This window comes from Pseudomonas sp. 06C 126 (assembly GCF_001855215.1).
GTDB classification, from domain to species: Bacteria; Pseudomonadota; Gammaproteobacteria; order Pseudomonadales; family Pseudomonadaceae; genus Aquipseudomonas; species Aquipseudomonas proteolytica.
In genome coordinates this window covers 1-22,534 of record NZ_MIFU01000001.1, presented here as the reverse complement: position 1 = coordinate 22,534, position 22,534 = coordinate 1, and the positions used below count along the sequence as shown (strand labels likewise).

Annotated in this window: 18 protein-coding genes; 4 read left to right on the top strand and 14 right to left on the bottom strand. The window is 61.6% G+C overall.

All coding sequences use genetic code 11. From position 1 onward, the window contains the following. Positions 1-104: 104 nt before the first annotated feature. The 6 genes from BHC62_RS00090 to betI all read right to left on the bottom strand — a co-directional run bounded on the left by BHC62_RS00090 (position 105) and on the right by betI (position 7,913). Positions 105-1,421, bottom strand: a complete 1,317-nt coding sequence (locus BHC62_RS00090; protein ID WP_070993947.1) for a TldD/PmbA family protein — start codon at positions 1,419-1,421, stop codon at positions 105-107. Beyond that, the gene (locus tag BHC62_RS00085) at positions 1,421-2,863 is read right to left on the bottom strand and encodes a TldD/PmbA family protein (protein ID WP_029297316.1); all 1,443 of its coding nucleotides are present in this window, start codon (positions 2,861-2,863) and stop codon (positions 1,421-1,423) included. Before BHC62_RS00085 ends, BHC62_RS00090 begins: the two co-directional genes overlap by 1 nt. A gap of 147 nt (positions 2,864-3,010) precedes the next feature. Beyond that, positions 3,011-3,706: an RraA family protein gene (locus BHC62_RS00080; protein ID WP_029297314.1), complete on the bottom strand. Its 696-nt coding sequence runs from the start codon at positions 3,704-3,706 to the stop codon at positions 3,011-3,013. A gap of 217 nt (positions 3,707-3,923) precedes the next feature. Further along, positions 3,924-5,621, bottom strand: a complete 1,698-nt coding sequence (gene betA, locus BHC62_RS00075) for a choline dehydrogenase (protein WP_070994075.1) — start codon at positions 5,619-5,621, stop codon at positions 3,924-3,926. A 132-nt stretch (positions 5,622-5,753) separates the two neighbouring features. Next, positions 5,754-7,226, bottom strand: coding sequence for a betaine-aldehyde dehydrogenase (betB, locus tag BHC62_RS00070; protein ID WP_029300682.1), 1,473 nt, complete (start codon positions 7,224-7,226; stop codon positions 5,754-5,756). Positions 7,227-7,319: 93 nt separating this feature from the next. Further along, positions 7,320-7,913, bottom strand: a complete 594-nt coding sequence (gene betI / locus BHC62_RS00065) for a transcriptional regulator BetI (protein ID WP_010207128.1) — start codon at positions 7,911-7,913, stop codon at positions 7,320-7,322. Positions 7,914-8,291: 378 nt separating this feature from the next. Here betI and BHC62_RS00060 point away from each other — a divergent pair, with 378 nt between their 5' ends. Further along, positions 8,292-10,229, top strand: a complete 1,938-nt coding sequence (locus BHC62_RS00060; RefSeq protein ID WP_232545555.1) for a BCCT family transporter — start codon at positions 8,292-8,294, stop codon at positions 10,227-10,229. 183 nt (positions 10,230-10,412) lie between these two features. On the opposite strand, the gene choV is transcribed toward BHC62_RS00060, so the two are convergent. The 3 genes from choV to BHC62_RS00045 form a co-directional block, all read right to left on the bottom strand. After that, on the bottom strand, positions 10,413-11,591 hold the full coding sequence (choV, locus tag BHC62_RS00055; protein ID WP_029300678.1) for a choline ABC transporter ATP-binding protein: 1,179 nt from the start codon (positions 11,589-11,591) through the stop codon (positions 10,413-10,415). Then, positions 11,588-12,433: a choline ABC transporter permease subunit gene (gene choW, locus BHC62_RS00050; RefSeq protein WP_029300676.1), complete on the bottom strand. Its 846-nt coding sequence runs from the start codon at positions 12,431-12,433 to the stop codon at positions 11,588-11,590. Before choW ends, choV begins: the two co-directional genes overlap by 4 nt. A gap of 67 nt (positions 12,434-12,500) precedes the next feature. Continuing rightward, entirely contained in the window at positions 12,501-13,448 is a 948-nt protein-coding gene (locus BHC62_RS00045; RefSeq protein ID WP_029300674.1) for a choline ABC transporter substrate-binding protein, read from the bottom strand. Between the two features lie 427 nt (positions 13,449-13,875). Between BHC62_RS00045 and BHC62_RS00040 the strand changes: the two genes are divergently transcribed. Further along, on the top strand, positions 13,876-15,252 hold the full coding sequence (locus BHC62_RS00040) for an L-serine ammonia-lyase (protein WP_029300672.1): 1,377 nt from the start codon (positions 13,876-13,878) through the stop codon (positions 15,250-15,252). Positions 15,253-15,749: 497 nt separating this feature from the next. After that, positions 15,750-16,853, top strand: coding sequence for a GlxA family transcriptional regulator (locus BHC62_RS00035; protein WP_029300670.1), 1,104 nt, complete (start codon positions 15,750-15,752; stop codon positions 16,851-16,853). A 110-nt stretch (positions 16,854-16,963) separates the two neighbouring features. On the opposite strand, the gene BHC62_RS00030 is transcribed toward BHC62_RS00035, so the two are convergent. The 5 genes from BHC62_RS00030 to BHC62_RS00010 form a co-directional block, all read right to left on the bottom strand. Continuing rightward, a complete protein-coding gene (locus tag BHC62_RS00030) occupies positions 16,964-17,227 on the bottom strand; it encodes a hypothetical protein (protein ID WP_029300669.1) in 264 nt (87 codons plus the stop codon). 365 nt (positions 17,228-17,592) lie between these two features. Further along, complete coding sequence (locus BHC62_RS00025; protein WP_070993946.1) at positions 17,593-18,066, bottom strand: thioesterase family protein; 474 nt, start codon at positions 18,064-18,066, stop codon at positions 17,593-17,595. A 117-nt stretch (positions 18,067-18,183) separates the two neighbouring features. Further along, entirely contained in the window at positions 18,184-19,149 is a 966-nt protein-coding gene (locus tag BHC62_RS00020) for an L-carnitine dehydrogenase (RefSeq protein WP_029300666.1), read from the bottom strand. Between the two features lie 146 nt (positions 19,150-19,295). After that, positions 19,296-20,183, bottom strand: coding sequence for a 3-keto-5-aminohexanoate cleavage protein (locus BHC62_RS00015; protein WP_070993945.1), 888 nt, complete (start codon positions 20,181-20,183; stop codon positions 19,296-19,298). 74 nt (positions 20,184-20,257) lie between these two features. Next, positions 20,258-21,196 (bottom strand): choline ABC transporter substrate-binding protein, encoded by a 939-nt coding sequence (locus BHC62_RS00010; RefSeq protein ID WP_029300664.1) that lies wholly within the window; start codon positions 21,194-21,196, stop codon positions 20,258-20,260. A 193-nt stretch (positions 21,197-21,389) separates the two neighbouring features. Here BHC62_RS00010 and BHC62_RS00005 point away from each other — a divergent pair, with 193 nt between their 5' ends. Then, the gene (locus tag BHC62_RS00005; RefSeq protein WP_029300663.1) at positions 21,390-22,325 is read left to right on the top strand and encodes a GlxA family transcriptional regulator; all 936 of its coding nucleotides are present in this window, start codon (positions 21,390-21,392) and stop codon (positions 22,323-22,325) included. Positions 22,326-22,534 lie beyond the last annotated feature (209 nt).

Here is a 22,534-nt window from a genome sequence, read left to right as displayed (position 1 = left end):
ACCTGACACAACTCGGTGCGCCTTACTGGGGCTGCTTCGCAGCCCAGCGGGGGACAAGCCCCCTCGCCACAGCAAACTTGCCCTCACCACAGCCGGCCCAGGGTTTACAAGGTCAGGGTCAGACGCTTGACCAAAGCGCCGGGCAGCAAGCTGGATGAAGTGTTGCGCGCGCCGTAGGTGCTGGCCGATAGCCGCAGCTCGCGCTCGGCAGTCAGCGCTTCCAACTGCGATCCCAGCAGGTGGTACACGCTGTCGTCAAAACGCATGGTGCTGACCGGCGCCTTGATCTCGCCGTTTTCCACCCAGAACGTGGCGAAGCGGGTCATGCCCGTCAGGCGCGCCGCCGGCTGGTCGGAGTAGTTCAGGTACCACAGGTTACTGATATACAGCCCGGTGCCCAGTTGCTTGAGGATATCGGCCTGGGCCAGGTTGCCGGCGGTCATCTGCAAGGCGCTGGGGGACTCATCGCCGCTGGCGCCGTTGGTGCTCAAGCCGTATTCGGCGGCGCTGCGTGAGTTGACCAGACGCCCCTGTGCCCGGCCATCGGCGATCAAGGTCACGTCGCTGCGCGGATAACCGTCACGGGAGAACGCCGGGCTCAGGGAGGCCGTGATCTGTTCGCTCATGCCCACCAGCGGGCTCAGGGCCTGGTCACCGGCATACAGGCGTTGCAATGGGCTGCCCTTGCTGGCGATGGCCTGTGCAGAAAAACCGCCCCACGTGAGCATGTCGACGATTTCTTCCAGAGCCGCCGGCGCCAGGTAGGCACGGTATTGGCCGGGCGCCAGGGCGTGCAATGGTCGGCCCAGGAACTCCAGTTGTTCGCGGGCGTGCTGCAAGCGCTGGGCAAACGCCGCACTGTCCCAGGCATCACCGGCGTAGCTGGCCTTTACCGCCTCGCCATTGGCATGGAACAGGCTGAAGTCAAAGTTGAAGCTATTGGCCTGGTGCCAGCCAAAGGCCCCCGACGAGCTGGCGAACCCGTGGCTGATCGGCCCGGCGGCATAGATTCCGACCAAGTCCAGGCCTTGGGCGCCGTGGCTGATGTCGGCCAGAACCTGATCGAGGTCTGGCAACGCCTGGGCCTGCTCGCTCCTGTTCTGCCAGGCCGTGTGATTGAGCAGCAGGTAAGGATCCTTGGGCAGCAAGGGCAGGGTTTCGCGCAATTGCTGCAGGCCCTCGGCCAGGCGCTGGCGGTCGACTTCGGGGGATCCGGCCAGGGTGATGCCAAGGTCGGCATGCCGGCCATCATTGATCAGCTTGAGGTTGAGGCTGGCCTGCTGCACCTGGCCGGCCTGGCGTACCTTGGCGTGATTGAAACGCACGAATTCGGACGACTCCGCCGCGTAGCCCAGATGAAACTGTTCCTCGGCGGTGATGGCCTGTTTGAGCCACTCCACCAGTTCCTTGAAAGCATTCATCAGGCATCTCCCCCAAACACATCTACATCGCTGAATACACACGCAGGCGAAGCATGGCCGACGCGGATCACCTGGTTCGGCTCGCCCTTGCCACAGTTGGGCGTGCCCAGCACCTTGAAGGTACTGGCATCGCCCACGGCACTGAGCTTGCGCCAGAACTGCGCGGAAATAGCCCGGTAGTTGGGGTTCTTGACCACGCCCTTGAGCTCGCCGTTCTCGATCAACTGGCCCCATTCGCAACCGAACTGGAACTTGTTGCGCGCATCGTCGATGGACCAGGAACGGTTGGTCGACATCAGAATGCCGTGCTCGATACCGCCGATCAGTTGCGCCAGGCTTTGGTCGCCGGCCTCGATATTGAGGTTGGCCATGCGGTCGATGGGCGCGCGGTTCCAACTGCTGGCGCGGCTGTTGGCCACGCCGCCCAGGCCCGAGCGGTATTGCGACAGCGCCCCGCCCAGGGGTTTGAGCAGCAGGCCATTGCGGATCAGGAACTGCTTGTTGGCGGGCGTGCCGTCATCGTCATGGGCGTAGCTGGCCAGTTGTTCGGGAATGTTGGGGTCGAAGGTCACGTTCAGCAGGTTGGAACCGTATTGCAGGTGGCCGAAGTCGCTGGCCTTGACGAAGCTGGTGCCGGCGTAATTGCGCTCGTCGCCGAGGATGCGGTCCAGCTCCAGCGGGTGGCCGATGGACTCGTGGATCTGCAGGATCATCTGGTCAGGCATCAGCAGCAGGTCGCGCGGGCCTTGGGGCGTGTTGGGGGCCAGCAGCAGTTGCAGGGCCTCGTCGGCAATCCGTGGCGCGGCGCCGACCAGGCCGAAACGGCTGATCACCTCAAAGCCACCTTGCTGGCCAAAGTTGCTGCCGCCCAGGGTGCGGGTCTGGCTGTCGTTGCCGTCGTAGGCCGTGACATCGACACCGGGGAACACAAAACGCTGGGCCTGGCGCAACTCGGCGCCGGCACTGTTGAGGTAGATCTGCTCGACGTCAGTGGTGCCCAGGCTGACCTCCCAGTTCACCAGGCGCTCATCCTTGGGCACGGCGGCCGATTCGGCGCCGAGCAGTTGGTAGCAGTCACTGAGGGACGGGAAGGGTTGGTCGAGTTCTGGCGACAGATAGTCGGCGATGTCGCTGGACACCGGCTGGTCGCGCAGGTCGAGCAGGGCATGGGGCCTGATGCGACGGGCTTGCTGTTCGGCCCGCTCCAGCGCGGCTTGCAGGCCGGCCAGGGAAATATCATGGGTGGCGGCGTAGGCTTCGACACCGTTGAGACGCACGGTGAGCATGGCGCCTTCGTCGCGGCTCAGGTGCGGCGGCTCGGCGACGTTCTTGCGTACCGACAGGTACTGGCCGGACTCGCGCACGTAGCGCAACGAGAAGAACTCGGCGTGGGTGCGCAGGGCGGCGAAATGTTGTTTGAGTTGCGGGTGTTTGTCGAACATGGGGACCTCCTTGTTGGCAGCGGTGGCCCGGAGGCCCTCATCGCTGTAGGAGCGAGCTTGCTCGCGAAGGTCGCGAACGATGGCGCGGGCATTCTGGATAAATGCCGCGCTCTTGGGTTTTTCGCGAGCAAGCTCGCTCCTACAGGGTTAGACCGGGCAACCCTTGGCGCGCAGGATGGCGTCAAAGCGATCAGGGTCCAGGGTGCCGGCTTCGATAGCGGCCAGTGTGGCTTTCTCGCGGGCCAGCAGGTCATGGCAGCGCACCAGCAACTCCGGCAGTTCGCTGCGTGAGGCGGCGACCACGCCGTCGCCATCGCCGATCATCAGGTCGCCAGGGGCTACCAGCATGCCCGCGCACGAGATCGGTACGTTGATCTCGCCGCCACCGTCGGTGCTCGGGCCACGGTGCACGCCGCCGATGGCGTAGGCCGGCAGCTCGCCGGTTTGCCATTCGTCGAGGTCACGCAGGGCGCCGTTGATTACCACGCCGACGATGCCGGCCTTCAGGGCCATGGCACGCATGATGCCGCCGAACACGGCGCGGGTCAGGTCGGCGCTGCCGTCGATCACCAGCACATCGCCCGGGCGGGCCATTTGCATGGCTTTGAGAATCATCAGGTTGTCACCGGGGCGCACACGTACGGTCAGCGCGCTGCCGAGCATCGGTGCGTTGCCGTGGAAGGCCTTGAGGCCCAGGCCACCGACGTTACGGCCCAGGCAGTCGCTGACGGCCGCGGCCGGGATCTTGCTGAATTCCTTCAGCCATTTCGGGTCCAGCGGTTCAACGTTTGGATTGATCAGGAAGCCGGTAGGCCATTTGCTCGAAGAAACGACATCAAACATGAGAAAGCCTCGTGGCCAGGCAGAAGCCGGCGTGTCGGTAGGGAGGTGAAACGTTTGCGCGAGGGACTAGATTAGGCCGGCGCGGGGGGTGGGATCAAGGGTGGGGCGGTGTAGGAGGGGTTTTGTACGGGGAGCTTGCACGCGAATGTCGTTAACGATGACGCGGGGCAGTTGGTGCCCCGCGGGGTTCTGAGGTTTTTCGCGAGCAAGCTCGCTCCTACAGGCTAGGACCCACTTCACGCAACGGCTTGCCACGCACTGGCGCATCGCCGGCCACGTAGTAGTCGGCGGTGCTGCGCGGCAACTGGCGGCCACGCATCTTGTCGGCGATTTTCTCGGCGATCATGATGGTTGGCGCGTTCAGGTTGCCGGTGGTGATGATCGGCATGATCGACGCATCGACCACCCGCAGGCCCTGCATGCCATGCACGCGGCCTTCGCCATCGACCACGGCCATTTCGTCGGTGCCCATCTTGCACGAGCAGGATGGGTGGAACGCGGTTTCGGCGTGTTCGCGGATGAACTTGTCCAGTTGCTCGTCGGTTTGCACCTCGATGCCTGGGCTGATTTCGCGGCCACGGTACTGGTCCAGCGCCGGCTGCTGCATGATTTCACGGGTCAGGCGGATGCCATCGCGAAATTCCTGCCAGTCCTGCTCGGTGGCCATGTAGTTGAAGAGGATGCTCGGGTAGTCCCGTGGGTTCTTCGACTTCACTTGCACACGGCCACGGCTCGGCGAACGCATGGAGCCCATGTGTGCCTGGAAACCGTGCTCTTTCACACCGTTGCTGCCGTTGTAGTTAATCGCGACCGGCAGGAAGTGGTACTGGATGTTCGGCCACTCGAACTCTTCACGGGTACGAATAAAACCGCCCGCTTCGAACTGGTTGCTGGCGCCGATGCCGGTGCCGTTGAACAGCCATTCGGCACCGATCGCCGGCTGGTTGTACCAGAGCAGCGAGGGGTACAGCGAGACTGGCTGGGTGCAGGCGTATTGCAGGTACAGCTCCAGGTGGTCCTGCAGGTTTTCGCCGACGCCTGGCAGGTCGTGGACCACCGGGATGTCGAGGCTTTCCAGCAGTTTGGCCGGGCCGACACCGGAACGTTGCAGCAGTTGTGGCGAGGCGATTGCGCCGCTGCACACCAGCACTTCCTTGCGCGCACGGGCTTCAACACGTTCCTCGGCGGCACCGATCAGGTAACGCACGCCGACCGCACGCTTGCCTTCGAACAACACTTTGTCGGTCAGGGCATGGGTGACGATGGTCAGGGTCGAGCGCTTCTTGGCGGTGTCCAGGTAGCCACGGGCGGTACTGGCGCGACGGCCGTTCGGCGTGACGGTACGGTCCATCGGGCCGAAGCCTTCCTGCTGGTAGCCGTTCAAGTCTTCGGTGCGCGGGTAGCCGGCCTGCACGCCGGCTTCAACCATGGCGTGGAACAGCGGGTTGTTGCCGGCCTTAGGCGTGGTCACGCTGACCGGGCCTTCGCCACCGTGGTAATCGTTAGGGCCGATGTCGCGGGTTTCGGCCTTGCGGAAATACGGCAGGCAGTCGAGGTAGCTCCAGTTTTCCAGACCAGGCAGTTTCGCCCAGTTGTCGTAGTCCATGGCGTTGCCACGGATGTAGCACATGCCGTTGATCAGCGAGGAACCACCCAGGCCCTTGCCGCGACCACATTCCATGCGGCGGCCGTCCATGTGTGGCTCTGGATCGGTTTCATAGGCCCAGTTGTAGCGGCGGCCTTGCAGCGGGAACGCCAGGGCAGCGGGCATCTGGGTACGGAAATCGAGACGGTAGTCCGGGCCGCCGGCTTCCAGCAGCAGGACGGTGACGCCTTCGTCTTCGGTCAGACGGGTCGCCAGGGTGTTACCGGCAGAGCCGGCACCCACAATGATGTAGTCGTATTCTTGGGACATAAATGCACCCTCTTTGGAGATGGTCAGGTCGGGCTCCATCGCGGGCAAGCCCGCTCTCACAGGGGAACGCATTCCAATGTGGGAGCTGGCTTGCCTGCGATGGCGGCCTCGCAGGCAATACAGAACTCGGGTTTAGAACACCGAGGCGTAGTCGCCCAGCTCAACCTGTACCGATTTGATGCGGGTGAAGTTGTTCAGCGAGCTGATCCCGTTCTCACGGCCAACACCCGACTGCTTGTAGCCGCCAACCGGCATCTTGGCGTCGGACTCGCCCCAGGCGTTGATCCAGCAAATACCCGCTTCGAGCTGATGAATCACGCGGTGGGCGCGGTTCAGATCCTTGGTGACCAGGCCAGCAGCCAGGCCGAAGTCGGTGTCGTTGGCACGACGGATCACTTCTTCTTCAGTCTCGTAGGTGAGGATGCTCATCACTGGACCGAAGATTTCTTCACGCACGATGGTCATCTCATCGGTGCAGTCAGTGAACACAGTCGGTGCCACGAACGCACCCTTGGCGAAGTCGCCAGCGGTCAGACGGTCGCCGCCGCACAGCAGGCGTGCGCCTTCTTCTTTACCTTTGGCGATGTAGCCGAGCACGCTTTCCATGTGGGCGAAGCTGACCAGCGGGCCGAAGTTGGTGTTTTCGTCTTCTGGGTTGCCGACGCGGATGCGCGCAACACGCTCGACGATCTTGGCTTCAAAGGCGGCTTGCAGGTGCTTTGGAATAAACACGCGAGTGCCGTTGGTGCAGACCTGGCCGGAGCTGTAGAAGTTGGCCATCATCGCGGTATCGGCGGCACGATCCAGGTCGGCGTCGTCGAAAATGATCAGCGGGGATTTGCCGCCCAGTTCCATGGTCACGTCTTTGAGCGAGGAGCTCGACGCGCTGGCCATGACCTTCTTGCCGGTGTCGGTGCCGCCGGTGAAGGAGATTTTTTCGATGCGCGGGTGCTCGGTCAGCCAGGTGCCGACTTCACGGCCGCTGCCGGTCAGGACGTTGAACACGCCATCCGGAACGCCGGCTTCGGTGTAGATCTCGGCCAGTTTCAGGGTGGTCAGCGACGTCACTTCACTTGGCTTGAAGATCATTGCGTTGCCGGCAGCCAGGGCTGGGGCGGATTTCCACAGGGCGATCTGGATCGGGTAGTTCCACGCGCCGATGCCGGCGACCACGCCCAGCGGCTCGCGGCGGGTGTAGACGAAGGAGGTGGTGCGCAGCGGGATCTGCTCGCCTTCGATGGCAGGCACCAGGCCGGCGTAGTATTCCAGCACGTCGGCACCGGTGACGATGTCGACGTACTTGGTTTCGGAGAAGGATTTACCGGTGTCCAGGGTTTCCAGGGCAGCCAGTTCATCGTTGCGCTCGCGCAGGATTTCCACGGCGCGACGCAGGATGCGCGAACGCTCCATGGCGGTCATCGCGGCCCAGATTTTCTGGCCCTTTTCGGCGCTGACCACGGCACGCTCGACGTCTTCGAAAGTGGCGCGTTGCACATTGGCGAGAACTTCACCGTTAGCCGGGTTGATGGCTTCGAAGGTGGCATCGCTGCCAGCGTCGCTGTAGCCGCCGTCAATGTAGAGTTTTTGCAGTTCGAAACGGGCCATAAAGTCCTCGCAAGTGCATAAGTGGTTGGCGTTAACCACTGAGGGGCGCAGCCCACTCAGTAGCCGTTCAGGGGTTGAGCGTTTATGTGTGCTCTAACTCACCTGCTTGGCCAATTGGAAATCCATGTATTCGTAAGCGATCCGTTGCGCCTGCTCCGTGTCGAAAGCGTCTCCCGACAGGGCGCCGCGCAACCACAAGCCGTCGATCAGGGCCGCCAGGCCTCTGGCTGCTTTGCGTGCGTGCGGCAGCGGTAGCACTCGGCGGAACTGGCAGCACAGGTTGGAATACAGACGTTGATCGTTGATCCGCTGCAACCTGTGCAAAGACGGGTGGTGCATGCTGGTGGCCCAGAAGGCCAGCCAGGTTTTCATTGCCGGGCCGTTGACCTGGCTGGCGTCGAAGTTGCCCTCGATGATCACCCGAAGGTGCGCCCGTGGGCTGTCGTCCTTCAGCGCAAGCCTGCGTTCGTGGACGTTCTCGATCAGCACATTCATCAGGTACCGCATCGTTGCGGCGATCAGGCCATTCTTGTCCTGAAAGTAGTGACTGATGATGCCGTTCGAAACGCCGGCCAGACGGGCGATCAGCGCAATGCTGGCATCTCCCATCCCAACCTGATCGATGGCCGTCAATGTGGCTTCGATCAACTGCTGGCGGCGTATGGGTTGCATACCGACCTTGGGCATGTAGCACCTCTCCTTAGGCCTGCCGACGGGCGTAAACGTTCGTCGGCTTGAGGGCCAGTCTATTTTGTTTTGATTGAACGTTCAATCAACAAAGAATAAGATCTGCGACAAATGGTCGCTGCCTACAGGTATTTCCTACATGTCGGCAGGCACATCTGACATCCGTAAAAACCCCTGAAACAGCCCGTCACAGCGCTTCGCTGGGGTTCGGGGTTTTTCGGGATGTCTTTATAACACCCGTCCGTCGACTGCCGAAAAATCGATGGCGCGGGTCAAGCGCTGCCTTGTGTCCTCTCTCGCACTGCCCGGAGCCTCTGTGCCATGAGTTCTGCCTCTCTTATAAAGACCCCACCGGAAAAGGTGCGGGTCAACGGTTGGGTGTTCTACACCTCCACCGCGTTGATCCTGTTGTTGACCGCCGTTCTGATCATCGCCCCGCAAGAGGCCGGCAGAATGCTGGGAGTCGCCCAGACCTGGCTCTCGAAAAGCTTTGGCTGGTACTACATGGTGGTCATCGCCGCCTACCTGGTATTCGTGGTGGGCCTGGCGTTTTCCTCCTACGGCAAATTGAAGCTGGGCAGCAAGGCCGACACTCCAGACTTCAGCTACGGCGCCTGGGCCGGCATGTTGTTCTCTTCGGGCATCGGCATTTCGTTGCTGTACTTCGGCGCGTCCGAGCCGTTGGACCACTACTTCAACCCGCCTGAAGGCGCCGCCGCCACCCATATGGCCGCGCGCCAGGCGTTGCAGTTGACCTTCCTGCACTGGGGCCTGCATGGCTGGGCGATCTACGCGCTGGTCGGCCTGGCCGTGGCGTACTTTGCCTACCGGCATAACCAGCCGCTGGCGCTGCGTTCGGCGCTGTACCCATTGATGGGCGAGCGCTGGGTCAAAGGCGCGGCCGGTCACGCGGTGGACGGCTTCGGCATGTTCGTGACCCTGCTGGGCCTGGTGACGAACCTGGGGATTGGTTCGATGCAAGTGTCGTCCGGGTTGGAAAACCTGTTCGGCATGGAGCACAGCAACACCAACCTGCTGATCGTGATCATCGTGATGAGCACCGTGGCGACCATCGCTGCCGTGTCGGGCGTGGAGAACGGCATTCGCCGCCTGTCCAACCTCAACATTGTGTTGTTCAGCGGCCTGCTGATTTTTGTGCTGCTGTTTGGCCCGACCCTGCACCTGCTCAACGGCTTTGTGCAGAACATCGGCGACTACATGAACGGCCTGGTGCTCAAGACCTTCGACCTGTACGTGTACGAAGGCGATGGCGAGAAATCCGAGCGCTGGATGGGCCTGTGGACCCTGTTCTACTGGGCCTGGTGGATTTCCTGGGCGCCATTCGTGGGCATGTTCATCGCGCGTATTTCCCGTGGCCGTACCGTGCGTGAACTGGTGGCGGGCGTACTGCTGATTCCGCTGGGCTTTACCCTGGCGTGGCTGTCGATCTTCGGCAACTCGGCCCTGGACCTGGTGCTCAACCATGGGGCCGTAGAGCTGGGCAAGACCGCGCTGGAGCAACCCTCCATGGCGATCTACCAGTTGCTGGAATACTACCCGGCGTCGAAAGTGGTGATCGGCGTGTCGATCTTTGTCGGCTTTGTGCTGTTCCTGACGCCGGCGGATTCCGGCGCGGTGATGATGGCCAACCTGTCGTGCAAAGGCGGCAACGTGGATGAGGATGCGCCGCACTGGCTGCGGATCTTCTGGTCGGCGGTGATCACCCTGGTGACCATCGGTTTGCTGTTTGCCGGTAACTTCGAAGCCATGCAGACCATGGTGGTGCTGGCGGGCTTGCCGTTCTCGGTGGTGCTGATCTTCTTTATGTTCGGTTTGCACAAGGCCATGCGCCAGGACGTGGCCATCGAACAGGAGCAGGCGCAATTGGCCGAACGCGGCCGTCGTGGTTTCAGCGAGCGCCTGACTGCTCAGGACCTGCAACCGAGCCAGGCTGTGGTGCAGCGTTTCATGGACAAGAAAGTCACCCCGGCGCTGGAAGAAGCGGCCGTGGCGTTGCGCGCCCAGGGGCTGGATGTGCAGACGCTGTTGGGTAAATCCAAGCGCTGCATTGGCGTGCGGATCGAGATGGAAGGCAACCCGTTTGTCTACGAGGTGAGCCTGGATGGCTACCTGGCGGCGCCGAGTGAGTCGATCGAAGCGGACGAGGAGCGTGCGCGCTACTACCGCGCCGAGGTCTACCTGCACAACGGCGGTCAGGAATACGACCTGATGGGCTTCACCCAGGAACAGATCACCCGGGATGTGCTCGATCAGTTTGAAAGCCATCGGCAGCTCCTTGGCCGTGTCTATAGCTGATAAAAGCCGGCGGTGTCGTCACTGACACCGCCTGTTCAAACTTGGCAATGCGGTCAAATGTAGGAGCGAGCTTGCTCGCGAAAAACGTCAACGATAACCGTGTTTCCTGGAGGAACCCGGTGCCTGTGAGTTTTTCGCGAGCAAGCTCGCTCCTACATTGATCCAGTTCCTTCAGTTGGGTCTTCAGCCCAGGTTCTTGCCCAGCAGGGCATGGTACAGCTCGCTGTCCCCCAGAATCCCCACCACCTTGTTGTTGTCGTGCAGCACCAGCTTGTTGCCGGTCTGGTAGCGAATCTGCAACGCATCACGCATGCCGATATTCGAATCCACCAAGGTCGGCAACCGCCCCAGGCCTTCCACGGCTTGGCCCGGCGCCCAGTTCTGCAGGTTCATCGCTACGCCATTTTGCCGCGCGCCCTGGATGGTGTTGCCTTCGGCCAGGTCCAGCCACGAGTCGCCGCCCGGATCCAGGCATACCGAACCGTTGACCCGCTTGCAGTTGTCCAGGGTGCGCATCAGGCTGCGGCCGCACAAAACGTTGAGCGGGTTGGTATGGGCGACGAACGTGCGCACATAGTCATCCGCCGGGTTCAGCACAATCTCTTCCGGCACGCTGTACTGGATGATCTTGCCGTCTTTCATGATCGCGATACGGCTGCCCAGCTTGAGTGCCTCGTCGAGGTCGTGGCTGACGAACACGATGGTCTTGCTCAGCTTGCGTTGCAGCTCCAGCAATTCGTCCTGCAGGCCCTGGCGGATCAGCGGGTCGAGGGCCGAGAACGGTTCGTCCATCAGCAGGATATCGGCGTCCATCGCCAGGGCGCGGGCCAGGCCGACGCGCTGTTGCATACCGCCTGAGAGTTCGTCGGGCTTCTTGTTGCGCCATTGGGTCAGGCCGACCAGTTCGAGCTTTTCGTCCACCAGCTTGCGCCGCTCCTTCTCGGGGCGACCCTGCATCTCCAGGCCAAAGCTGATGTTTTCGCGCACAGTCAGCCAGGGCATCAAGGCGAACTTCTGGAACACCATGGCGATGCGCTTGGTGCGCATCATTTTCAGCTCTGCCGGCGTGCACGAAGCGATGTCGATCTGGCGACCTTCATGCTCCACAAACAACTGGCCACGGCTCACGGTGTTAAGGCCGTTGATACAGCGCAACAGGCTCGACTTGCCGGAACCGGACAGGCCCATCAACACGCAGATTTCGCCTTTCTCGATATCCAGGCTGGCTTTTTCCACGCCGACAATCTGCCCGGTCTTTTTCAGGATTTCGTTGCGGTGCATCCCCTCGTCCAACAGCTTGAGGGCTTCGCGTGGGTCTTTGGAGAAGATCACATCGACATTGTCGAATCGGATAATGCTCATGCATCACCCCCTACTTTGGCATCGGGTTGTTTGCAGATACGGTCGAGCATGATGGCCAGCAGCACAATCGCCAGGCCCGCTTCAAAGCCCAGGGAAATGTCGGCGGTGTTCAGCGCGTTGACCACGGGTTTGCCGAGGCCGTCGGCGCCCACCAGGGCCGCGATCACCACCATCGACAACGACAGCATGATGCATTGGGTAATACCGGCAGCAATGCTCGGCATGGCGTGGGGCAGTTCGATGCGCGAGAGCAGTTGGCGGCGCGAGCAGCCAAAGGCCTTGCCGGCATCCATCAGTTCTTGCGGTACATCGCGGATGCCCAGGTAGGTCAGGCGGATTGGCGCGGCGATCGCGAACACCACCGTGGAGATCAGCCCGGGTACCACCCCCAGCCCGAAAAGGGTCAGGGTCGGGATCAGGTAGACGAAGGTCGGCACGGTCTGCATCAGGTCGAGCACCGGGCGCATCATCGTGTAGAACATCGGTTTGTGCGCGGCAACGATGCCCAGCGGCACGCCGATCAACACGCAAACCAGGGTGGCGAACAGCACCTGGGCCAGGGTCTCCATGGTTTCCTGCCAGTACCCCAGGTTGAGGATCAACAGGAAGGAGACGATGACAAAAACAGTCAGCCCCCATTTACGTTGAATGTAGTGTGCAAGCAGCGCAATCAGACCGATCAATGCCAGCGGATTGAACCAGGTCAGCGCGAACGTCACGCCGTGGATCATCGTTTCCAGTGTCGATGCGATCGCGTCGAAATAATCGGCGCCGTTCTGCGTCAACCATTCGACGAAGGCAGCGATGTACTGGCCTAGGGGGATTTTCTGTTCAGTCAGCATGGTAGTGAATGTCCACATGCGAAGAGGGAAAACATCCTGGGCCGGCACGCCGGCCCAGGGTCAGCGATTACTTGTCGAGATAGGCTTTTACGGCGGCAAGTCCTGGTTTGCCATCAAGGGTGGTGACCCCGGCGAGCCAGGTGTCGAGTACTTGTGGGTTTTTCTTCAGCCAGGCCTTGGCGGCGGCATCGGGTTTGATTTTGTCGTCGAGGACGTTACCCATCAGGGTGCTTTCCATGTCCAGGGTGAACACCAGGTTTTTCAGCAACTGGCCCACGTTGCTGCATTCCTCGGAGTAGCCCTTGCGGGTGTTGGTGTAGATGGTGGCCTGGCCGTAGTTGGGGCCGAACGAATCGTCACCCCCGGTCAGGTATTTCATCTTGAAGCGCGTGTTCATCGGATGCGGTTCCCAGCCGAGGAACACGATGGCCTTGTCGCGTTTGCTGGCACGTTCGACCTGGGAAAGCATTCCGGCTTCGCTGGATTCGACGATCTTGAAACCGGCCGATTTCAAGCCAAAGGCATCCTTGTCGATCAGTGTCTGAATGGTGCGGTTGCCGTCATTGCCAGGCTCGATGCCGTAGATCTTGCCATCCAGCTCGTCCTTGAATTTGGTGATATCGGCGAAGTCTTTCAGGCCCTTGTCGTACAGCGCTTGTGGCACTGCCAGGGTGTACTTGGCGTTTTCCAGGTTGGCGCGCACGGTTTCCACGGTGCCGGCATCACGGTACTGCTTGATGTCGTTCTCCATGGTCGGCATCCAGTTGCCGAGGAAGATATCCATGTTCTTGCCGTCGGCCAGGGACTTGTAGGTCACGGGTACGGAAATCATCGTGGTGCGGGGCTTGTAGCCCAGGCCCTTGAGGATCTCACTGGTGGTGGCGGTAGTGACGGTGATATCGGTCCAGCCGACATCGGAGAAGTTGACGGTACTGCACTGCTCGGGATCAGCAGCGTGAGCCGCAAGGGGAAGACTCAGCATGGCGGCCAACAACAACGGGGGGGAACCTTTCATGGGTTTGGACTCCTGGTGTTTTTCCGGCGGTGCTTGACCGCGCTTATAAGTGTTGCAGTTGGGGCGTGCGAGCTAGGTGCCGCCTCGGTGCCTTGCAAACGAGTCGAGACTGATCATGTACCAGTGAAAATCTGACGCCTACAGGGTGCGTCGTATCCAGTACAGGGATGGTCGTATCCAGTGTCGGTGACGTCGCTTACAGGTTTTTCCACAGGCAAAACTGCACTTTTTCTCGATCTGCACCGCCAAAAACGGCGATTACGCCCCATTGCGCGGGGACGACGCTGGTGAGCATGGGTATGTCGGTGTGAGACGCCGGACGGCGCAGCGAAAGCTTGATGATGCGGCCATCTGGGCGACTTGAGCGTAGCAGCTCCGCCACCAGGCGTTATTGCGCCTGGACTGTGCTATCGAGGAGTTTCGCGCAATGGCTATCAGCGTTTTCGACCTGTTCAAGATTGGCATCGGGCCGTCCAGTTCCCACACCGTCGGCCCCATGCGTGCCGCGGCGTTGTTTGTGCAAAACCTGCGTGAACGTGCTCTTTTGGAACAGGTGCAGCGCGTCGAAGTTCAGCTGTATGGCTCGCTGTCGGCCACCGGCATCGGCCATGGCAGCGACAACGCGGTGATCATGGGGCTGATGGGCGAATGGCCGGACGCGATTGATCCGTCGCAGATCGGCCTGCGCATCGAGACCCTGCGCCAGACGCAGACGCTGCTGTTGGACAACCGCGTGCCGGTGCCCTTTGTATGGGCGCGGGACATGCGCCTGATCGACGAAAACCTGCCGTTTCATCCCAATGCCATGACCCTGGTGGTCTACGGCGCCCAGACCGAATTGCATCGCGATACCTACTATTCGGTGGGGGGCGGTTTTGTGGTGGATGAAGCCCAGGCGCGCAGCGGCGTGGCCGATATGGACCGCACCGAGTTGCCCTATGATTTTTCCAGCGCGGTGGAGCTGTTGCAGTTGTGTAACACCCACAACCTGCGCGTTGCGCAATTGATGTTGGCCAACGAAAAGGTCTGGCGCTCGGAGGAAGAAATCCGCAGTGGCCTGATGAAGCTCTGGCGCGCCATGCAGGACTGCGTCGAGCAGGGCCTCAAGCACGAAGGCATCCTGCCCGGCGGCCTGAATGTGCGCCGCCGCGCTGCCAAGTTGCACCGCAGCCTGCAGGAATTGGGCAAGCCGAATGTGATCGGCTCGACCTTGAGCGCCATGGAATGGGTCAACCTGTTCGCCCTGGCCGTCAACGAAGAAAATGCCGCCGGTGGGCGCATGGTCACCGCACCGACCAATGGCGCGGCGGGGATCATTCCGGCGGTGCTGCACTACTTCATGAAGTTCAGTGAGCAAGTCACCGAGGCCAACGTGGTGGACTACTTCCTCGGTGCGGCGGCCATCGGCATCCTGTGTAAAAAGAACGCTTCGATCTCCGGTGCCGAAGTGGGTTGCCAGGGTGAGGTCGGCTCGGCCTGCGCCATGGCTGCGGCGGGGCTTGCCGAGATTCTTGGCGCAACCCCGGAGCAGGTGTGCAACGCCGCCGAAATCGGCCTGGAACACAACCTGGGCCTGACCTGCGACCCGGTGGGCGGCCTGGTGCAAGTGCCGTGCATCGAGCGCAACGCGATAGCGGCGGTCAAGGCGATCAACGCTGCGCAGATGGCCTTGCGTGGCGACGGCCAGCACTTTATCTCCCTGGACCGAGTGATCCGCACCATGCGCGATACCGGCGCGGACATGCATGACAAGTACAAGGAAACATCGCGGGGTGGGTTGGCGGTGAGTGCTGTCGAATGCTGAGACCGAGTCGCCTGCATCGCAGGCAAGCCAGCTCCCACAAAAGTGATTTGTGAATACATTCAAATGTGGGAGTGGGCTTGCCCGCGATGGCGGTAGTTCAAACACCGCTGCTCATAAAGTGAACACCCCCGCCAAAAGCGCTACCTTTTAGCGCGTCGCAAACAGATAAGTAGCTCCCAAACGATATTCCCGCCTGCCACCCGTCGCCCGTGCGTGTGGTGACACCCGTTTCCTACGTCCTGAAAGCGCTTTCCCACAAGTGCTACCGATCTGCTCACAGACCTTGAGCGTAGGCTTTTTCCACGTCATATCCTCACGCCGGGCGGGGGCTTATATAGACACCTCACAGGTCGTTTTTAGGATTTATTGAATGCCTATTCAAGTTTAGGCATGGCATTTGCTCTATCAATCCAAAGCCTCTCTCCTGATGGATGAAGAGTGCAATAACAAGAGCCTCGCCTGAGGCCATCACCCGCTTTGTGTGAGGAGATACCGCGATGACGTCGTTCAACTCCGGGGCCCAACCCCAGAACCGTGCGCCTCAATCCATCGGCTTTTTGCTGCTGGACAATTTCACGCTGATTTCCCTGGCGTCCGCAGTCGAACCGCTGCGCATGGCCAACCAATTGTCCGGCCGCGAGCTGTATCGCTGGACCACCTTGAGCGTCGACGGCAACCAGGTATGGGCCAGCGATGGCCTGCAAATCACCCCCGATTGCTCCATGCACAAAGCCCCAGCCCTGGACACCGTGATTGTTTGCGGTGGCGTGGGTATCCAGCGCACCGTGACCCGCGAACATGTGTCGTGGCTGCAAAGCCAGGCACGCCAGTCCCGTCGCCTCGGCGCGGTGTGCACCGGTAGCTGGGCCCTGGCCTGCGCCGGCCTGCTCGACGGGTTTGACTGCAGCGTGCACTGGGAATGCCTGGCATCGATGCAGGAAGCTTTCCCACGGGTGTCGATGAGCACGCGCTTGTTTACCCTCGACCGCAATCGCTTCACCAGTTCGGGCGGCACCGCGCCGCTGGACATGATGCTGCACCTGATCAGCCGCGACCACGGCCGTGAACTGTCGGCGGCGATTTCCGAGATGTTCGTGTACGAGCGCATCCGCAACGAACAGGATCACCAGCGTGTGCCGCTCAAGCACATGCTCGGCACCAACCAGCCGAAGCTGCAGGAAATTGTCGCGCTGATGGAAGCCAACCTGGAGGAGCCGATCGACCTCGATGAACTGGCGGTGTACGTCGCCGTCTCGCGGCGTCAGCTGGAGCGGCTGTTCCAGAAATACCTGCACTGCTCGCCGTCGCGCTACTACCTCAAGCTGCGCCTGATTCGTGCGCGGCAGTTGCTCAAGCAAACGCCGATGTCGATCATCGAAGTGGCCTCGGTGTGCGGGTTTGTGTCCACGCCGCACTTCTCCAAGTGCTACCGCGAATACTTCGGCATTCCGCCACGGGATGAACGCGTAGGTTCCAACACCACCCAGCAAGTGGCGATGATGCCGATCCCGCAGGCGTTGGTATTGTCACCGTTGGCCGGGCCGATGTCGGCGTTGAGCCAGGCGCGCAATGAGTCGACGTTTGCCAGTGTAAGGCTGTAGACCAGGGCGTCTGCATCGCAGGCAAGTCGAATCGTCGCACCGCAGCTCCCACATTTTGATGTGTGAACACCTTCAAATGTGGGAGCTGGCTTGCCTGCGATAGCGGTGTATCAGGCCCCGGAGTTCTGCTTGAACTGCACCAGGGCCGGCAACAACTGCTTATCAATCGCCTGGCGCACCGCCGGCAGAATCGTCGCGCTGCCGGTGTACATCTGCTCAACCATGCCCTTGAGCGCCTTGGCCCGCGCTTCACTCAAGCCGCGTACCGCGCATTCACAGGCCTGCTCGGCGGTGGCGCCGCTGGACACCTCGAAACCCAGGGAGCGCAGTTGGCTCAACAGGTCATCCTGATCAATCAAATCCGCGTGCATCATGATGTTCATCCTGGTTAAGAAAGACTTCGATCAGGTTTGATTCTGGTGGGCCGCCAGCGGGTCGGCAAGGCCTGAATGCTGCAATGGCTGGGACGACTATGAACAGGTCGTTTTCGGGCCAGTTACCGGGCAGCGTTGCGGGCACACTTAGGTTCAAGCAAGCGGTTTGACGGTTTGGTCACCCTCGGGACGCACGCTCACACAAAGCACTCTGCCTCGATCTTGTCACGGCTTGATCGGGGCTTTTTTATGCCTGCTTTTTTGTAGGCGCGAGCTTGCTCGCGAAAAACTCAAGGACGCCGCGTCTAACCAGGCAGCGCGCGTTATCGTTGACGTTCTTCGCGAGCAAGCTCGCTCCTACAAGGTTAGCGTTGGGGCAGGCCGATGACGCGTCCGAGCAGGGCAGGCCGGGGCAGGTCTGCTTGCTCGGCACTGAGCATCGCCAACCGCTGCGCAACCGCCTCGCTGAACGGTGCCGAGCGTGGCCCGGCCAGGTCGACATGCAGCAGCATCTGTTCATTGCCTGCCAGTTCCCGTGCTTCGCCGACCCGATGCAGGCTGTGATAGAGATGCAGGCGCTTGCTGTCATGGGCGATCAGTTGGGTATGCACTTCAACATCGGCGCCCAGCTTCACTTCGTGCAGGTAATTGAGGTGCAGTTCCAGAGTGAACAACGAATGGCCGCTGGCTTCGCGGTTGTCGCTGTCCAGGCCCAGGGTGTCCATCAACGCATCGGTGGCGTAGCTGAAGATCAGCAGGTAGAACGCATCGCGCAGATGGCCGTTGTAATCGACCCAGTCGGGGATGATTTTGGTGGTGTAGGTGGTCAACGTTGGCATGTCATGAATCCCTGATCCGTACTCGGTCAACTGTGGGAGCTGGCTTGCCTGCGATGGCGATTTTGGATTCACCCCCGCTATCGCAGGCAAGCCAGCTCCCACAGGAATCAACAGCAGTTATTCAGTGAAGCTCATGCCGTGTTTGGCCTTGGTGGTCTTCACCGCTTCCAGTACCGCCAGCAAACAATCATCACGATAGCGCTCCAGCGCTGAAATGCTATGGCTGCCCAACTGCTCGCGGGTGCCATCGACCACATCATCAATCAGTTTGTCCGTCAGTTCCGGTGCCGGCAGGTACGTCCACGGCAGTTGCAGCGCCGGGCCGAATTGCGCCATGAAATGCCGCATGCCGGCATCGCCGCCGGCCAGGGTGTAGGTCAGGAACGTGCCCATGAACGACCAGCGCAAACCGGCGCCAAAGCGGATCGCATCGTCGATCTCGCCGGTGGTCGCCACACCATCGTTGACCAGGTGCAGCGCCTCGCGCCACAGCGCTTCGAGCAAGCGGTCGGCGATAAACCCCGGCACTTCCTTGCGCACATGCAAGGGGCGCATGCCGAGGGACTCGTAGACTTTGATGGCTGCCTGGATTGCTTCGGGTGCGGTGTGTTTGCCGCCCACTACTTCTACCAGCGGCAGCAGGTACACCGGGTTGAACGGGTGACCGACCACGCAGCGCTGCGGGTGGGTGGCGCTCTCATAAAACTCACTGGGCAGCAGGCCCGAGGTGCTGGAGCCGATCAGCGCGTCGGGCTTGGCCGCCGCACTGATCTTGCTGTGCAATTCCAGTTTCAGCTCCAGGCGTTCCGGGGCGCTTTCCTGGATGAAGTCGGCGTCTTGCACGCATTCTTCGATGGTCGCGACAAACCGCAGGCGGTCCTGGCTGGCGCCCGGTGCCAGGCCCTGTTTTTCCAGGGCGTCCCAGGCATTGGCGACACGTTTGCGCAAAGCCGCTTCGGCCCCGGGCGCAGGGTCCCAGGCCACCACATCCAGGCCGTGGGCGAGGGCGCGGGCCACCCAGCCACTGCCGATGACACCGCTGCCCAGGGCGGCGAAGGTTTTGATCTCGGTGATAAAGCTCATTTGGGTAATTTCCAGTGCTAAAGAGGTTCATTGTGGGAGCTGGCTTGCCTGCGATAGCGGTGGGTCAGTGCCATATGTATCAACTGATGCACCGCTATCGCAGGCAAGCCAGCTCCTACATTTTTGAGCGGGTTGCGGCAGGGGGATCAGCTGCGTTTGGTCAGGCCCATTTTTATGCGGCCTTCTGCCGGGGTCAGCACTCGCGCGCCCAGGCGGCTGAGGATTTCCCCGGCGCGCTCCACCAGTTGCCCATTGGTCGCCAGTACGCCCTTGTCCAACCACAGGTTGTCTTCCAGCCCGACCCGCACATTGCCGCCCAGCAGCACGGCTTGCGCCGCCATCGGCATCTGCATGCGCCCAATCCCGAAGCCGGCCCACACCGCATCAGCCGGCAGGTTGTCGACCATGGCCTTCATGGTGGTGGTGTCGGCCGGGGCGCCCCAGGGGATGCCCAGGCACAGCTGGAACAACGGGTTGTCGAGCAGGCCTTCCTTGATCATCTGCTTGGCGAACCACAGGTGGCCGGTATCGAAAATCTCCAGCTCGGCCTTCACCCCCAGTTTCTGGATACGCTTGGCGCCCGCCCGCAACTGGGCCGGGGTGGAGACGTAAATGGTGTCGCCATCGCCGAAGTTCAGGGTGCCGCAGTCCAGGGTGCAGATTTCCGGCAGCAGTTCTTCGACGTGGGCCAGGCGGGTCAACGGGCCGACCAGGTCGGTGTTGGGGCCGAACTCCATGGGGTTCTCGCCGCCACCGATTTCCAGGTCGCCACCCATGCCGGCGGTGAGGTTGACGATGATGTCGATATCCGCCTCGCGGATGCGCTCCATCACTTCGCGGTACAACGCTACGTCGCGGCTGAATTTGCCGGTTTGCGGGTCGCGCACATGGCAGTGCACCACGGTGGCGCCGGCTTTGGCAGCCTCCACCGCCGCCGCGGCGATTTGCTTGGGCGTGACCGGCACGTGTGGGCTTCTGGCGGTCGTGTCGCCAGCACCGGTGAGTGCGCAGGTGATGATGACGTCGTGGTTCATGGGGCGGGTTCCTTACAGGCGTGAGGGTGCTGTTCGCGGCCGTTGATGGCCGCGAAACGGGGATTCAGGAGAAGTTACTTGCTGGTCAATTGCAGGTTGGCGGCCGCCGGCTTGCCATCGAAGGTCGTCACGCCTTCCAGCCAGCGCTGCTGGTCCTGGGGGTGATCCTTGAGCCACTGTTTGGCGGATTCCAAGGCATCCTTGTGCTCCAGCAGCGGCTGCATCATCCGGCTCTCGTCGGCGGCGGTGAAGGTCAGGTTGGTCAGCAACTTATGCACATTCGGGCACTGCTCGGCGTAGGTCGGCGTGGTGACGGTCCAGACCGTGGCCATGCCTTCGTTGGGGCCCAGGGCGTCCTCGCTGCCCGACAGATAGGTCATCTGCACATTGACGTTCATCGGGTGCGGCGCCCAGCCGAAGAACACCACCGCCTCCTTGCGGCGCACGGCGCGGTCCACGGCGGCGAGCATGCCGGCCTCGCTGGACTCCACCAGCTGGAACTTGCCCAGGCCGAACTGGTTCTTGGCAATCATCGCCTTGATCTGGGTGTTGGCCCCCGAGCCTGGTTCGATGCCGTATATCTTGCCGCCCAGTTCTTTGTGGAACTTGGCGATGTCGGCGAAGGTTTTCAGGCCCTTGTCGGCCAGGTAGGTCGGCACTGCGAGGGTGGCGCGGGCGTCCTTGAGGCTGGGCGTGTCGAGGACTTTCACTTGGCCGGCGTCGACGAACGGGGTGATGGTCTGGGTCATCAACGGGTTCCAGTAGCCGAGGAACAGGTCCAGGCGCTGGTCGCGAATGCCGGAGAAGATGATTTGCTGGGAGGCGCTGGTTTGCTTGGTGGTGTAGCCGAGGCCGTCGAGCAGCACCTGGGTCATGGCGCTGGTGGCGATCACATCGGTCCAGTTCACTACACCCATGCGCACGTTTTTACAGGAGGCGGCATCGGCGGCCCACAGGCTGGTGCTCAGGACGGCGCTGAGCGCGAGCACGCAGCGGCTGATCAGTCGGTTCATGATGGATCCCTCGGCAGGTCGTTATTGTGGGTTCCGGCGTCTTTGTGCACCGTGTCGCCAAGTTACCCACCTTGATGCCCGGTAAAACGCACGGCGGCGACCCGATCTTGCACTGTGGCGACCTGTGCCCTTGAATGGGCGTTGGAACTGACGTATCACAGTGACCACGCTACCCGTCCCACGAGTGCGCACCATGTCCCAGGATTTCTACTTTCTGCTGATGCCGGGGTTTTCCGCCATCGGCTTTATCTCTGCCATCGAACCGCTGCGCGTGGCCAACCGTTTTCGCGGCGAGCTGTATCGCTGGCACGTATTGAGTGCGGATGGCGGCGCGGTGCTGGCGAGCAATGGCATGTCCGTCAACGCGGACGAGGGGCTGGCGCCACTGAAAAAGGGCGCGACTTTGCTGGTGGTCGCCGGCTTCGAACCGCTGGAGTTCGTCACGCCAGCCCTGGAGCACTGGCTGCGCCGCCTCGATCATGACGGTGTGACCCTGGGCGCCATCGACACCGGCAGCTTCGTCCTGGCCCAGGCCGGCCTGCTCGATGGCTACCGTCTGACCCTGCACTGGGAAGCCATCGATGCCTTCAAGGAGTCCTATCCCGCGCTGGCCGTGACCCAGGAACTGTTCGAAATCGACCGTCGGCGCATCACCTGCGCCGGTGGCACCGCCTCCATCGACTTGATGCTTGACCTGATCAGCCAGGCCCACGGCCCGGAACTGGCGATCCAGGTCTCCGAACAGTTTGTGCTGGGCCGCATCCGCCCGCGCAAAGACCACCAGCGCATGCAGATCGCCACTCGCTACGGGATCAACAACCAGAAGCTGGTGCAGGTGATCGGCGAGATGGAACAACACACCGAACCGCCCCTGAGCACCCTGGCGCTGGCGCAGATGATCAAGGTCACACGGCGCCAACTGGAGCGTCTGTTTCGCCTGCACCTGAACGAAACACCGAGCACCTTCTACCTCGGCCTGCGTCTGGAAAAAGCCCGCAAACTGCTGCGCCAGAGCGGCATGAGCGTGCTGGAAGTGAGCATTGCCTGCGGGTTTGAGTCACCGTCGTACTTCACCCGAAGCTACCGGGCGCGGTTTGCCAAGTGCCCGCGGGAGGATCGGCGGCGGTAGGGCATATGCCGACACAAAATGTGGGAGCGGGCTTGCCTGCGATCGCTGTGGGTCAGCAACTTATCTGCCAACTGATACACCGCTATCGCAGCATGAGTATCTACACGACCCGCTCTTCTGGGTATGTGTACATATCCGTTGCCGCGGTAACGGCGGGTATGGGTTCCGCCCTTACGGCGGCTCACTTTTGAACAGCGCAAAAGTAAGCA